General features: G+C 65.7%; 11 protein-coding genes and 2 tRNA genes. 4 read left to right on the top strand and 9 right to left on the bottom strand.

Annotated elements, in window-relative coordinates:
• Positions 1 to 197 precede the first annotated feature (197 nt).
• The 9 genes from A5678_RS02520 to dnaA all read right to left on the bottom strand — a co-directional run bounded on the left by A5678_RS02520 (position 198) and on the right by dnaA (position 11,402).
• A tRNA-Ala gene (locus A5678_RS02520) sits at positions 198 to 270 on the bottom strand.
• Between the two features lie 154 nt (positions 271 to 424).
• Positions 425 to 498, bottom strand: a tRNA-Ile gene (locus A5678_RS02515).
• Positions 499 to 558: 60 nt separating this feature from the next.
• A complete protein-coding gene (locus tag A5678_RS02510) occupies positions 559 to 1,464 on the bottom strand; it encodes a DUF3566 domain-containing protein (RefSeq protein ID WP_068037921.1) in 906 nt (301 codons plus the stop codon).
• Between the two features lie 114 nt (positions 1,465 to 1,578).
• Positions 1,579 to 4,095 carry a DNA gyrase subunit A gene (gyrA, locus tag A5678_RS02505; protein WP_068037919.1) on the bottom strand — a complete coding sequence of 839 codons (2,517 nt, stop codon included), beginning with the start codon at positions 4,093 to 4,095 and terminating at the stop codon, positions 1,579 to 1,581.
• Between the two features lie 35 nt (positions 4,096 to 4,130).
• Complete coding sequence (gene gyrB, locus A5678_RS02500) at positions 4,131 to 6,164, bottom strand: DNA topoisomerase (ATP-hydrolyzing) subunit B (RefSeq protein ID WP_068037916.1); 2,034 nt, start codon at positions 6,162 to 6,164, stop codon at positions 4,131 to 4,133.
• Positions 6,165 to 6,419: 255 nt separating this feature from the next.
• Positions 6,420 to 6,977, bottom strand: a complete 558-nt coding sequence (locus tag A5678_RS02495; RefSeq protein WP_068037914.1) for a DUF721 family protein — start codon at positions 6,975 to 6,977, stop codon at positions 6,420 to 6,422.
• A complete protein-coding gene (gene recF, locus A5678_RS02490) occupies positions 6,974 to 8,131 on the bottom strand; it encodes a DNA replication/repair protein RecF (RefSeq protein WP_068037911.1) in 1,158 nt (385 codons plus the stop codon). The genes A5678_RS02495 and recF overlap by 4 nt, the downstream gene beginning before the upstream one ends.
• Positions 8,132 to 9,331, bottom strand: a complete 1,200-nt coding sequence (gene dnaN, locus A5678_RS02485; RefSeq protein ID WP_068037907.1) for a DNA polymerase III subunit beta — start codon at positions 9,329 to 9,331, stop codon at positions 8,132 to 8,134.
• Positions 9,332 to 9,869: 538 nt separating this feature from the next.
• Positions 9,870 to 11,402 (bottom strand): chromosomal replication initiator protein DnaA, encoded by a 1,533-nt coding sequence (gene dnaA, locus A5678_RS02480; RefSeq protein WP_068038223.1) that lies wholly within the window; start codon positions 11,400 to 11,402, stop codon positions 9,870 to 9,872.
• A gap of 550 nt (positions 11,403 to 11,952) precedes the next feature.
• Here dnaA and rpmH point away from each other — a divergent pair.
• The 4 genes from rpmH to yidC are packed head-to-tail and all read left to right on the top strand — an operon-like array spanning position 11,953 to position 13,907.
• A complete protein-coding gene (gene rpmH, locus A5678_RS26290) occupies positions 11,953 to 12,096 on the top strand; it encodes a 50S ribosomal protein L34 (protein WP_073880743.1) in 144 nt (47 codons plus the stop codon).
• A 23-nt stretch (positions 12,097 to 12,119) separates the two neighbouring features.
• On the top strand, positions 12,120 to 12,482 hold the full coding sequence (gene rnpA / locus A5678_RS02475) for a ribonuclease P protein component (RefSeq protein WP_082945354.1): 363 nt from the start codon (positions 12,120 to 12,122) through the stop codon (positions 12,480 to 12,482).
• Complete coding sequence (yidD, locus tag A5678_RS26285) at positions 12,479 to 12,820, top strand: membrane protein insertion efficiency factor YidD (RefSeq protein WP_082945353.1); 342 nt, start codon at positions 12,479 to 12,481, stop codon at positions 12,818 to 12,820. Before rnpA ends, yidD begins: the two co-directional genes overlap by 4 nt.
• Positions 12,804 to 13,907, top strand: coding sequence for a membrane protein insertase YidC (gene yidC / locus A5678_RS02470; RefSeq protein WP_156746730.1), 1,104 nt, complete (start codon positions 12,804 to 12,806; stop codon positions 13,905 to 13,907). Before yidD ends, yidC begins: the two co-directional genes overlap by 17 nt.
• Positions 13,908 to 13,956 lie beyond the last annotated feature (49 nt).

Genomic DNA, 13,956 nt, shown 5'->3' with positions numbered 1-13,956 from the left:
GCCCCACAGCGGCTGCGATACACCGGTCACGCGATCGGTGTTTTCACATGTTAGCGGGATCACTATCGACCGGGACGTTAAACGCGCGACGATTCCCGGCGTGGCGTGAGTTACCTGAAATCGGTTTCGGCCGGGCCGTTATGCCGACTCCTACGATGCTCTTTCGCCATGCCCGACGACCGGGCGTCCGCGATCTGTGGAGCCTAGGGGAATCGAACCCCTGACACCCGCCTTGCAAAGGCGGTGCTCTACCAACTGAGCTAAGGCCCCTCAACGTGACTGGGTGGCTGACCGGTCGTGTCGTCCACCGCCACGTGCCAGACCTCGACTCCGCGTCGGGACCGCACCACCACCGCCGCCACCACAGCGATCAGTGTGATGGGCAGGGCAAGTCTTACGCAACGTCTTGACGGGCACATGGTTGTGGGCCTAGGAGGACTCGAACCTCCGACCTCTTCGTTATCAGCGAAGCGCTCTAACCGCCTGAGCTATAGGCCCGTACTCGGGGTACGGCCGAGCGACGAGATTACCGCAATCGCCGCCCCACCCCCAAAAACGCTAGTCGCGGTCGGCCAACGTCACTTCGATGCCGCCGATGAGATCGGTGGTCAGGTTGTAGACGAAGGCGGCGATGGTGGCCATCGCGGTCAGCAACACGATGTTGACCAAACCGATCAACACGGCGCCGCCGAAGATGGTGCCGCTCGAGACCAGCTCGCCGCTGCTGCCGCTGGTGTTGTTCAGCAGGTCGCCGACGTTGCTGTTCAGCTTCGACCAGACGCCCATGCCGCCGAGCACGAGGTACAGGAACGCGACGGCGATCATCCAGACGAAGAACAGGGCAACCGAGAGCAGCAGGGAGACCTTGAGCGTGCTCCACGGATCGATCCGGCGGATCTGCATGCTGGCCCGCACAGGGCCGCGCGGCCGCCGGGACACCTGGGTGTGGCTTTCGCGGCCTTCGCGGCCCTCCCGGCTTTCGGAGCCCGACGAACGGCCGGACCCCAGCGGGCTCGCAGCCTCCGGCGTGCGGTCGGGCGGCGTCTTGCGCTGCGGCCCACGCGGCGTCGGGCCGGACAAGTCCGGCAACTCGCTGGCATAGGCCTCCGCCGGCGGCCCGTCCCCGCGCGCCGGCGGGGCGTCGGTCTCGTGCGGTTGGTTCTTCGCCTGCGGGGGCGCGCCGGCGCCTGGGGCCGCGGTGCCGGAGATGAAGCGGTTCAGCCGCGCCTCCACGCCGGTGGGCGGCCCCGAAGGCCGGGCCTCGGTCGGCGGCTCGGTCTGCCGCTGCGGCGCCTGCGAGGGCCTGGGCCCGCCACGCTGCCACTGCGGTGAATCCGGGGCATCCGGGGCGCGACCGGGCTGTGCGGGCGGCGTCGCGCGGTGTACGCCGGCGCGCTCGGCCGAACCATCCCCATTGAGGCCATCACCCTTTTTGGGGGCGCCCGGCTCGTTCGGTGAGCTCACCCCGACTCCTTTGATCTCCTGCCACGACCCCCGGGGCGATGGCAGTCACATTTTGTCTGGTCGGGCCGAGTCTAATTGCCCGGCTGTTCCCCGGACCCCCGGGATTGTCACCGACTAGCCGTCCGAGTCAGCGGTGCCTTCCGCTTCCTCGACGACTTCGTCCGCGTTTTCCTCGGCGTTGCGCGCGATGGCCAGCAATGTGTTGTCGTCACCCAGGTTCATCAGGCGAACGCCCTTGGTCTGCCGGCCCGCCTTGCGGACCTGCCTCGCCGCGGTGCGGATGACCCCGCCTCCGGAGGTGATGGCGTACAGCTCGCTGTCGTCATCGACGATCAGCGCGCCCACCAGCTTGCCGCGCCGCCGGTCGAACATCACCGTCAGCACGCCCTTGCCGCCGCGGCCCTGCACCGGATACTCCTCGATTGCGGTGCGCTTGGCGTAGCCGCCGGATGTCGCCACCAACAGGTAGGTGCCCTCGCGAACCACGTTGAGCGACAGCAGGTAATCGTCGGTGTTGAACCGCATGCCCTGCACGCCGGAGGTGGCGCGTCCCATCGGGCGCAGCGCCTCGTCGGTCGCCGAGAACCGGATGGATTGGCCGTTGGCCGACACCAGCAGCAGGTCGTCCTCCGCCGAGCACAGCACCGCGCCGACCAATTCGTCGTTGTCGCGCAGGTTGATCGCCACGATTCCACCGGACCGGTTTGAGTCGAAGTCGGTGAGCTTGGTCTTCTTCACCAGGCCGTTGCGGGTGGCCAGCACCAAGTAGGGGGCGTCCTCGTAGCCGCGGATCTGGATGACCTGTGCGATGCGCTCCTCGGGCTGGAAGGCCAGCAGGTTGGCGACGTGCTGGCCGCGGGCGGTCCTGGACGCCTCGGGCAGTTCGTAGGCCTTGGCGCGATAGACCCGGCCCTGTGTGGTGAAGAAGAGGATCCAGTCGTGCGTCGAGCTGACGAAGAAGTGCTTCACGATGTCGTCTTGCTTGAGGCCGGCGCCTTGCACGCCCTTGCCGCCACGTTTCTGGCTGCGGTACAGGTCGGTCTTGGTGCGTTTCGCGTAACCGGTCTCGGTGATGGTGACGACGACGTCCTCGCGGGCGATCAGGTCCTCGTCACTGACCTCGCCGTCGGCCGCGACGATCCGGGTGCGGCGGTCGTCGCCGTGCTTCTCGACGATCTCGGCGAGTTCGTCGCGCACGATGCCACGCTGGCGCTCCGGCTTGGCCAAAATGTCTTCCAGATCGGCGATCTCGGCCTCGATCTTGGCCAGGTCGTCGATGATGCGCTGGCGCTCCAGGGCCGCCAGCCGGCGAAGCTGCATGTCCAGGATCGCCTGGGCCTGGATCTCGTCGATGTCGAGCAGTTCGATCAGCCCGGCCCGGGCGATGTCGACCGTTTCCGACGCCCGGATCAGCGCGATCACCTCGTCGAGCGCGTCGAGCGCCTTGACCAGACCGCGCAGGATGTGGGCCCGTTCGTTTGCCTTGCGCAGCCGGTAGGTGGTGCGGCGGACGATGACGTCGAGTTGGTGCGCGACGTAATGACGGATCATCTGGTCGAGCCGCAGCGTGCGCGGGACCCCGTCGACGATGGACAGCATGTTGGCACCGAAGCTGGTCTGCAGCTGGGTGTGCTTGTAGAGGTTGTTCAGCACCACCTTGGCCACCGCGTCGCGCTTGATCTCCACGACGATGCGCACACCGACGCGGTCGCTGCCCTGGTCCTCGACGTTGGAGATGCCGGCGAGCCGGCCGTCGCGGACCTGCTCGGCGATGGAGGTGATGAAGTTGTCGTGGTTGACCTGGTACGGCAATTCGGTGATCACCAAAGACGTTCGGCCCCTGGTCTCTTCGACCTCCACCACGCCGCGCATCCGGATCGACCCGCGGCCGGTCTTGTAGGCGTCGGCGATGCCCGTCGTTCCGACGATCAGGCCGGCGGTGGGGAAGTCGGGGCCCTTGACGCGTTCCATGCACGCGGCCAGGGTGGCTTCCTCGTCGGCCTCGTGGTTCTCCAGGCACCAGAACACGGCCTCGGCAAGCTCCCGCAGATTGTGCGGGGGAATGTTGGTCGCCATGCCGACCGCGATGCCGCCGGAGCCGTTGGCCAGCAGGTTGGGGAACCGGCTCGGCAGAACCGTCGGCTCCTGCACCCGGCCGTCATAGTTCGGGATGAAATCGACTGTCTCCTCGTCGATTTCACGCAGCATCTCCATCGCGAGCGGAGTCAGCCGCGCCTCGGTGTATCGCATCGCGGCCGGCGGGTCGTTGCCGGGCGAGCCGAAGTTGCCCTGGCCGTCGACCAGTGGGTAGCGCAGCGACCAGGGCTGCGCCATGCGCACCAGGGTGTCGTAGATCGACGCGTCACCGTGCGGATGGTAGTTACCCATCGTCTCGGCGACCGACCGCGCCGACTTGGCGTGGCTGCGGTCCGGGCGGAAGCCCGAGTCGTACATCGCGTACAGCACGCGGCGGTGTACCGGCTTGAGGCCGTCGCGCACCTCCGGCAGGGCGCGCCCCACGATCACGCTCATCGCGTAATCGATGTAGCTGCGCTGCATCTCCTGCTGAATGTCGACCGGCTCGATGCGGTCGCCCGCCTCGTCGCCCGGTGGCAGCGTGGTGTCAGTCATCTATTCCCCTTTGTGGGTTGGCGTGCCTGACTGGGTCAGACATCCAGGAAACGAACGTCTTTGGCGTTGCGGGTGATGAAGCTGCGGCGGGCGTCGACGTCTTCGCCCATCAGAATGGAGAACAGCTCGTCGGCCGCCGCGGCGTCGTCGAGGGTGACCTGGCGCAGCACCCGCACCGACGGGTCCATCGTGGTTTCCCACAACTCCTTCGCGTCCATTTCGCCCAGACCCTTGTACCGCTGGATGCCGTCCTCTTTGTTGATCTTCTTGCCGGCCTTCAGCCCCGCTTCGAGCAGGCCGTCGCGCTCGCGGTCGGAATAGGCGAACTCGGGGTCGGAGCGCTGCCACTTCAACTTGTACAACGGCGGTTGGGCCAAGAACACGTGCCCGTTCTCGATGAGCGGCCGCATGAACCGGAACAACAGCGTCAACAGCAGGGTCGAGATGTGCTGGCCGTCCACGTCGGCGTCGGCCATCAGCACGATCTTGTGATAGCGCAGCTTGGCGAGGTCGAACTCGTCGTGAATCCCGGTACCCAGCGCGGTGATGATCGCCTGGACTTCGGTGTTCTTCAGCACCCGGTCGATGCGCGCCTTCTCGACGTTGATGATCTTGCCGCGCAACGGCAGGATCGCCTGGAACATCGAGTCGCGGCCGCTCTTGGCCGAGCCGCCGGCCGAATCACCCTCCACCACATAGAGTTCCGACTTGCGCGGGTCGGTGGAGCGGCAGTCTGCGAGCTTGCCGGGCAGTCCGCCGAGGTCGGTCGCGCTCTTGCGGCGCACCAGCTCTCGCGCCTTGCGTGCCGCGATCCGGGCCTGTGCCGACGACACCGCCTTGTTCACAACGGTTTTGGCCTCCGACGGGTTGGCCTCGAACCAGTGCGTCAGCTGTTCGTTGCACACCCTCTGCACGAACGACTTGACCTCGGTGTTGCCCAGTTTCGTCTTGGTCTGGCCCTCGAACTGCGGCTCGGCGACCTTGACCGAGATGACCGCCGCCAAGCCTTCGCGGATATCGTCACCGGTGAGGTTGGGGTCCTTGTCCTTCAGCAGCTTCTTGTCCTTGGCGTACTTGTTCACCACCGACGTCAAGGCGCTCCGGAAGCCCTCCTCGTGAGTTCCGCCCTCGTGGGTGTTGATGGTGTTGGCGAAGGTGTGCACCGACTCCGAGTAGCCGCCGTTCCACTGCATGGCGATTTCGACTTCGTGGCCGGGGCCCTTTCCGTCGAAGTCGATCACGCTCTGCTGGATCGGGCTCTTGGTGCGGTTGATGTGCTTGACGAAGTCGACCAGGCCGCCGGGGTAGTGGAACGTGCGGTGCTTGACCTTGTGCGGCGCAGTCGATTCCGCCGCCTTCTCCTCGGCGGACTTGGGCGCCTCGGCCGTGTCGCTGACCACCTCGTCGACGACCTCGTCCTGCTCTACTCGTTCGTCGACGAGATTGATCGTGAGACCTTTGTTCAGGAACGCCATCTCCTGCAGGCGCCGCGCCACGGTTTCGAAGTCGTATTGCGTGGTCTCGAAGATCTCGGGATCGGCCCAGAACCGGATCGTGGTGCCGGTCTTCTTGGTGGCCTCGCCCTGCTTGAGGGTGCCGGGCACGGCGCGGTCGTAGTACTGGAACCACTCGTGGCCATCGCGTTTGATGTTGACTTCCAGGCGGGTGGACAGCGCGTTGACCACCGAGACACCGACGCCGTGGAGCCCGCCGCTGACGGTGTAGCCACTGTTCTCGCCACCGAACTTGCCGCCGGCGTGCAGCTGGGTCATCACGACGTCGACGGTGGGGGCGCCGGTGGCGTGCATCGCCACCGGAATGCCGCGCCCGTCGTCGATCACCTCCACGCTGCCGTCGTCGAGAAGCCGCACATCGACCTTGGTGGCGTACCCGGCCATCGCCTCGTCGACCGAGTTGTCGACCACCTCCCAGATGAGATGGTGCAGCCCACGCTCACCGGTGGACCCGATGTACATCCCGGGGCGTTTGCGGACGGCCTCCAGCCCCTCGAGCACGGTGATCGCTGAAGCGCCGTATTCGTCTTGCGCCTTCTTCTTCTGGGCAGCCACGGTCGGAATGCTCTCCTTGGGAATTCATGCGGGCGGTTCCAGTCACCGCATCAGCCGCATGCCGCCAGTCTACCGTGATGAGGCGTCCGTACCGATTCTCTGGGCGCGTTTCTACCCAGCTAAGCGCGCCGTGCGGGCGATTTTTCTATTCCCGCCGCGTCCCGACGTGCGTCAAGGCACTTCACGTCGTCTTAGCGGCTTTGAGCGGCCTGTTAGTGAAGGGGCGTCTGGGGATCGTCGGCGCCGGTCGAGGCGCTAGCCGTAGGTGTCGCGCGGACCCCTCCCCGCGATGTGACGGGGCCCCTTGCGCCACGACGGCGCGGCGGGGCCGGTGATTTTCAGCGACGTGACCACCCCGTTGCCGACCGCTGCGGCGATCTTGGCCAGCAGCTGCGACTGGATCATCCGCAGCTGCGTGGCCCAGGCGGTGGATTCGGCGGCCACGCTGAGCACCCCGTCACTCAGCGCAGTCGGGGTGGCATGGTCGGCGATCTGCTGGCCTACCACCGACGGCCAGTTGCCGAGCACCGTGCCCTCGGCGACCTGCGTCGACCAACCGCGTTTCTTCGCCAGGTCGCGCGCCAACTTGCCCAACGGTTGCGGATCGCGGACATCGGGTCCGGGGCCCGACCAGCTCCGGCGCTGCCCCGCGACTCGTCGGGTGGGCGGCGGAATCGATCGGCCCCGCCCGGCGTCCTTGCCTTGTGCGCGGGCCGCGGCGCGGGCTTCCTCGAGGGTGCGCCTGACCAGGTCGATGCCGTGCAGGCGACCGGGTTGCACGGCGGCGGAATCTTGTTCGTCGCTGTCGCTCATGACCGCACCGCCGACACCCGACCGAGATCGTCGTCGCGCAAATCGATGTGCACCTGCGTGGCGGCCCACCCCGCGGGAATGTCTTCCAGGACCGCGGCCGTCACCAGCACCTGCTCCGCCGATTCGGCCACCGTCGCCAACGCTCGGCGGCGGGCCACGTCGAGTTCGGCGAACACGTCGTCAAGCAACAACACGGGTTCACTGCCGTCGGCCCGCAATAATTCATACGCCGCCAGCCGGAGAGCCACCGCGAAAGACCACGATTCCCCGTGGCTGGCAAAGCCTTTCGCGGGTTGATCACCCAGCCACAGCTCGAGGTCGTCACGATGCGGGCCGACCAGACACATGCCGCGTTCCAACTCCGCCTCACGGCGTTCGGCCAACGCTGCCAACAACGCGGCCTCGAGAAACTCGCGGTCATTACCTCCGCTGCCCACGCCGGCATGCGCACCGAGGCTGGTGCGATACCCGATCGCCGCCGGCCGGGACGCCGGGGCCAGCAGCTGATAGGCCTTCTCCACCTCCGGCGCCAACTGGTTGACCAGGTCGATGCGCGCCGCCATCAACTCGGCACCGTGCTGCGCCAACCGGCTGTCCCACACGTCGAGGGTGTCCAGGACGCCGCGGTCACCCCGGTGCCGGATCCCGGCGGCGGACTTCAACAACGCGGTGCGCTGGCGCAGCACCTTCTCGTAATCCGCGCGCAACCCGGCGACCGCCGGCCGCCGAACCGTCGCCAGGTCATCCAGGTAGCGGCGCCGCTCCCCGGGGTCCCCGCGCACCAACGCCAAGTCCTCGGGAGCAAAAAGCACCGCGCGCAAAACGCCGATCACCTCACGCGTGCTGCGCACCGGTGACCGATTCAACCGCGCCTTGTTCGCCCGCCCGGCCGCGATCTCCAGGTCGATCGCGCATTCCCTGCCCTCGTTGACCACGATGGTCGAAACCACCGCGCGGTCGGCGCCGGCCCGGATCAGCGGTGTATCGGTGCCTACCCGATGCGATCCCAAGGTGGTCGAAAACCACAGCGCCTCAATGAGATTCGTCTTACCGAAACCGTTGGAACCCACGAACACCGTCCGACCCGGCTGCAGTTCGAGGTCGGCGTGCGCCCAGGACCGGAAATCGCGCAGTCCCAAATGCCGGACGTACACCTATCCGGGCAACCGAACTGGCATCAACAGATAGACATAATCAGTCGGCAGCGCCCCGAAGGGTCCGTTCCCGGTGGGCGGACTGTCATCCGCCGAGGCCGGCCGCAGCAGCGCCGGCTTGCCCGGCGTCGTGAAACCGAACGACACCCGCTCCGAATGGACCGCGGCCAGGCCGTCGGTCAGGTAAGTCGGGTTGAACGCGATCGTCAACGGCTCGCCGACGAAGTCGACGGCAAGGTCTTCCTCCGCCCGACCGACATCGTCGGCGCCGGCGGACAACCGCAGCGAGCCTTCGGAGAATTCCATTCGCACCTGGGCGCCCCGATCGGCCACCAACGCAACGAGCTTGATCGCCTCGGTCAGCTCGGCCACGTTGATGGTGGCCACCGCCGTGTGCTCGGCGGGCAACAATTGGCGGAACTTCGGGAACTCCGCATCGAGGAGCCGTGTCGTACTCCGCTTGCCGTTCCCGCTGATGCCGAGCAGCCCGTCTTTGCCGACTCCGCTACCGGCGCCCAGCGACAACCGGACCTCGGAACCGTCCGCGCCGGCCCTCGCGGCCTCCGCCAACGTTTTGGCAGGCACCAGCACCGCCGCTTCGATGTCGGGAGACGACGCGGACCAAGTCAACTCGCGCACCGCCAACCGGAACCGGTCGGTGGCAGCCAAAACGACCGTGTTGCCTGAGATCTCAACCCGGATCCCGGTCAACATCGGCAACGTGTCATCGCGGCCGGCCGCAATGGCCACCTGGCTGATCGCTTCGGCGAAAAGCTCGGCGGGCAGCGTCCCGGTCTCTTCCGGCAAGCTGGGCAGCGTCGGGTAATCCTCGACCGCCATCGTCGGCAGCGAGAATCTGGCGCTGCCGCAGTTCAGCGCGACGCGATTACCGTCGACATAGAAGTCGACGGCCTTGTTCGGCAACGCCCGGGTGATGTCCGACAACAGCCGCCCCGACACCAAAACACTTCCCGGAGAAGCAATTTCCGCGGCAACCTGCGCTTCGGCGGAAACCTCGTAGTCGAATCCGGAGATCGTCAATCCCTCATCGGACCCGGATAACAACACTCCCGACAACACCGGCACCGCCGGGCGCGTCGGCAGATTCTTCGCCACCCACGACACCGCGTCGGCGAAGGACTCCCGCACCAAACGGAACTTCAAGTCGCTGAGGCCCGCTCTTGTCGTCGCCGCGTCCATAGCGTCCCTTCACCTACCAAGCGTTTTCAAAGTCAGTGGCCAGCCTCTCCCCGCTAGCACGGGGTTCCGCCGCGAACGCCACCGACATGTCATGCCACCGGCGACCGCAACGGCAGTCGAAGAACAACCGTAGATCGTCCGGGGCCATCTTTAAAGCTAATCGCGAAGCCCGACAAGCCCGGTTACCGGCGGATCCTCGACGCCCGGCCGACCGTGCGTCCCCAGCGCTGTATTTCAAAGAAGAAACGACGAATAGATCTCAGTACTAGTAATAAGGGCTGTGCAATCTGGGGACAGCGGCGGTTCGATGCAGCTAGGGGAGGGATCGGGCTGTGGATCACTGCGTGGACAACTGTGTGTCGCGTGTTGAGCTGTTGGGGAGGAAGCATGGCTGTGCACGCGGCGCCGCTTACTACACGGCTGTTTGATTGTGTTGTGCACAGTCCTGCGCACAACCCTTGGCTGTGGCGCCTGTGACAGACGTGCGAGAAGTTTTTTGGAATTTGTGGCGCGGAAATGGGGCCAGGGCACCGTGGCGTCAGCGCTTTGAGCGTTGGCGGATGCGAGTGGTGAGCTCTTTGACGTGATCGAAGACCTCACGCCGTTCGGCCATCTCGGACAAAATCTTGCGCTGCGCGTACATCACCGTGGTGTGGTCACGCCCGAATGCCTGGCCGATCTTGGGCAGCGAGAGGTCGGTCAACTCGCGGCAGAGGTACATCGCGATCTGGCGGGACTGTGCCAATGCGCGCGTCTTGCCGGGCCCGCGTAGTTCTTCCACGGTGGTGTCGAAGTATTCGGCGGTGGCGGCCATGATGGTCGCCGCGCTGATCTGCATCGTGCTGGCGTCGGCGATGAGGTCGCGTAGCACGATCTCGGCCAGGGCCTTGTCGATCGGCGTCTTGTTCAGCGAGGCGAACGCGGTCACGCGGATGAGGGCGCCCTCGAGTTCGCGGATGTTGCGTTCGATGCTGCTGGCGATGAGCTCCAGGACGTCGTCGGGCACCGCAAGCCGTTCCATCTGTGCCTTCTTGCGCAAGATGGCGATGCGGGTCTCGAGTTCGGGGGGCTGGACGTCGGTGATCAAGCCCCACTCGAACCGGGTGCGCAGGCGGTCTTCCAGGGTGGCGAGCTGTTTGGGCGGGCGGTCCGACGAGATGACGATCTGTTTGTTCGCGTTGTGCAGCGTGTTGAAGGTATGGAAGAACTCTTCCTGAATACCTTCCTTGCCCTCGATGAACTGAATGTCATCGACCAGCAGCACGTCGACGTCGCGGTAGCTGCGCTTGAAGGCGACCTTGCGATCGTCGCGCAGCGAGTTGATGAAGTCGTTGGTGAATTCCTCGGTGGAGACGTACTTGACCCGCATCCCGGGGAACAATCGCTGCGCGTAGTTACCGGCGGCGTGCAACAGGTGCGTCTTGCCGAGACCGGATTCACCCCAGATGAAGAGTGGGTTGTAAGCGCGGGCCGGTGCTTCGGCGATTGCTAGAGCCGCGGCGTGCGCGAAGCGATTGGAGGCTCCGATGACGAACGTGTCGAAGGTGTAACGGCGGTTCAGGCTCGTACCGCCGGCGACCGCCGGATCGGCGGCATGCGGACGCTCGGTGAAGTAGTTCGGCCAACTCTCGGGTGCGGCGTCGGCCCCTTCGCCGTTCTCGTCTGCGTCGTCGGTTTCGACCGTGTCGTCTTCCGCGAAGGCCGCTTCGGCTTGAGGAAGCGGATCGCCTTGGGCGATGACAACATCGTTGCCCTCGTCGTCGGGCGGTGCGATGCGCACCCCGAGCTGAATCTGCTGTCCAAGGCGGCGGCTGAGGGCGTCGGTGATCGGGGCGCGGAGGTGACGTTCGATCTCGTTCTGGACGAAACTGCTGGGCACCGACAACAAGGCGAATCCCTCGACGATGGTCAACGGCTGCACCAGGTTGAGCCAGGCGCGTTGCTGCGGTGTGAGGGGAGCGATGAGCGTGGTGCGGTTGGCGGCTACCCCGTCGGGGCTGGATTCGCCATTGAGCTCGGAAACAACCGCGTTCCACACGGTTGTGAAACCTGAACCGGGGTCATCGGTCAACGACGCATCCCCCTGGTTCTCGAGCATCCCGGGTCGAGCAACAACCACGCTTGGTGACAAAGCAACTGTCCACATAGTTATACACAGGTGTGGACAGGATGAGCGTATGCGAGCCAGAACCTACCGGCGACGGCTCGCGATCTCCGTGCTGGAAGAAAACCGTTGACGGCTGTCTAGGCAGCTAGTCGACCCACCATCCTCGCTTCGTTGTGGAGCGTCGTTGCAGTCTAAAACGACACTGGCAGAAGCTAACAGTTTTCCGTGCGGCTGCCAACCGTTCTGCTGCATTCCAATCGGGTTGTTTAGGGTTCCTTGGGCCCCGTTCGACTCGTCACCGTGGTGTGCGTTGGGCCAGGCCAGGTTTGACCAGGCGAAGCGTGGTCAGTACCCTCAAACAGTCGCCCGAAAGTCGGCGATGCGGCTGCGACCCAGGTCCGCCTGGGGACCGCGCCGGCCAGCAGCAAGATTACCTCCGACCGACCCGCAGACGAACCTGAGCGAGACGTCTGGCCGGCCGGATGGAAATGCGAGACACAACGAGGAGAACGTCGTGGCCAAGGGCAAGCGGACCTTCCAGCCGAATAACCGGCGCCGAGCCCGCGTGCATGGCTTCCGGTTGCGCATGCGCACCCGCGCTGGACGCTCGATTGTGTCGAGCCGGCGCCGTAAGGGGCGCCGGGCCCTATCTGCCTGATCGCAACGTCGGGTTTTTCGGCGGTGCTTTCCGCACGCAACCGCATGAGGCGATCAACGGAGTTTGACGCGACGGTGAAGCATGGGACCCGCGCGGCGCAGCCGGACATCGTGGTGCATCTCCGGCGGGTGAACGAGCACGACGAGGCGGTGGCCCCGCGGGTCGGATTGATCGTCGGCAAGTCGGTGGGCTCGGCCGTGGAACGCCATCGGGTGTCGCGGCGGCTGCGACATGTCGCGCGTTCCGTTTTGGCCGACCTTCAGTCTTCTGATCGGCTCGTGATCCGGGCGCTGCCGGGCAGCCGAACCGCATCGTCGGAGCGGTTGGGACAGGAGCTGCGCCGGGGTTTGCGGCGTGCGCTCGCGTCGGCAGGACGGCCGGGGTGACCGGGCCGGAGCGGGCCGCCATCCACACGCTGGGCGCGGTCGCCGCGCGGGGCTTGATTTTTCTGATCCAGCTGTACCGGCACATGGTTTCGCCCCTGCGGCCGGCGACATGTCGCTTCGTGCCGACGTGCAGCCAGTATGCGGTCGACGCGCTGACCGAGTACGGCTTGATGCGGGGGAGTTGGTTGGCTGTGTTCAGGCTCGCCAAGTGCGGACCATGGCATCGGGGTGGATGGGATCCGATACCGGAACGCCCCGGATGTCACGTGAACTTCGAAGATGCCAGCGACGCTTGGGCCCGCCCGGCGGCGCGAGGGGAGAGTGGAACTCTTGTTTGATTTCTTTAGCCTCGACTTCGTCTACTACCCGGTGTCGTGGATCATGTGGGCTTGGTACAAGCTGTTCGCCGCGATGCTGGGACCGTCGAACTTCTTTGCGTGGGCGCTGTCGGTGATGTTCCTGGTTTTCACCCTGCGCGCGCTGCTCTACAAGCCCTTCGTGCGCCAGATTCGCACCACCCGCCAGATGCAGGAACTGCAACCGCAAATCAAGGCGCTGCAGAAGAAATACGGAAAAGACCGCCAACGGATGGCGCTCGAGATGCAGAAGCTGCAACGCGAGCACGGGTTCAACCCCATCCTCGGATGCCTGCCGATGCTCGCGCAGATCCCGGTGTTCATCGGCCTGTATCACGTGTTGCGATCGTTCAACCGAACCACCGGGGGCTTCGGTCAACCGCACCTGTCGGTGGCGCAGAACCGCCTCACGGGAAACTACGTCTTCACTCCCACCGACGTCGGCCACTTCCTGGATGCGAACTTATTCGGGGCACCGATCGGCGCGTTCATGACGCAGCGGACCGGGTTGGACGCGTTCACCTTCTTCAGCCGGCCGGCGGTGATCGCGGTGGGAGCGCCGGTGATGATCCTGGCCGGCATCGCGACCTACTTCAACAGCCGGGCGTCGGTTGCGCGGCAGAGCGCCGAAGCCGCGGCCAACCCGCAGACGGCGATGATGAACAAGCTTGCGCTGTACGTATTTCCGCTCGGCGTGGTCGTCGGCGGTCCGTTCCTTCCTCTCGCGATCATCCTGTACTGGTTCGCGAACAACATCTGGACGTTCGGTCAGCAGCACTACGTGTTCGGCATGATCGAAAAAGAGGACGAGGCCAAGAAGCAAGAAGCGCTGCAGCGCCGGGCGGCCAACGCGCCGGCGCCGGGGGCCAAACCGAAGCGGAATCCCAAGGCGGCGCAGCCAGCCGGCAACGGTTCGGCGACGGCCGGCGAGGGGGAGGCGGACTCCAAGGCGCCCGACGGGGAAGCCCCGGCGGCGAAGCCTCAGGCGGACAAGCCGAGTGGACAAAACGGTGGCGCGCCCAACCGCACCCCGCGGCCGGGCGCGCGACCCAAGAAACGCAAACGCTGACAAGGGAGACATCGCCGTACCGGGCTGCCCTAGGAGGGTGACCCCGATT

It is taken from the genome of Mycobacterium sp. E2733, assembly GCF_001667585.1.
Lineage (GTDB): Bacteria > Actinomycetota > Actinomycetes > Mycobacteriales > Mycobacteriaceae > Mycobacterium.
Note: the sequence above shows the minus strand (reverse complement) of the source record. Positions and strands in the feature narration are given on the sequence as shown.

Excerpts from the sequence above, each read along its gene's own strand:
- gyrA (WP_068037919.1), bottom strand. The coding sequence starts at position 4,095 with ATGACTGACACCACGCTGCCACCGGGCGACGAGGCGGGCGACCGCATC.
- A5678_RS02495 (WP_068037914.1), bottom strand. The coding sequence starts at position 6,977 with ATGAGCGACAGCGACGAACAAGATTCCGCCGCCGTGCAACCCGGTCGC.
- dnaN (WP_068037907.1), bottom strand. The coding sequence starts at position 9,331 with ATGGACGCGGCGACGACAAGAGCGGGCCTCAGCGACTTGAAGTTCCGT.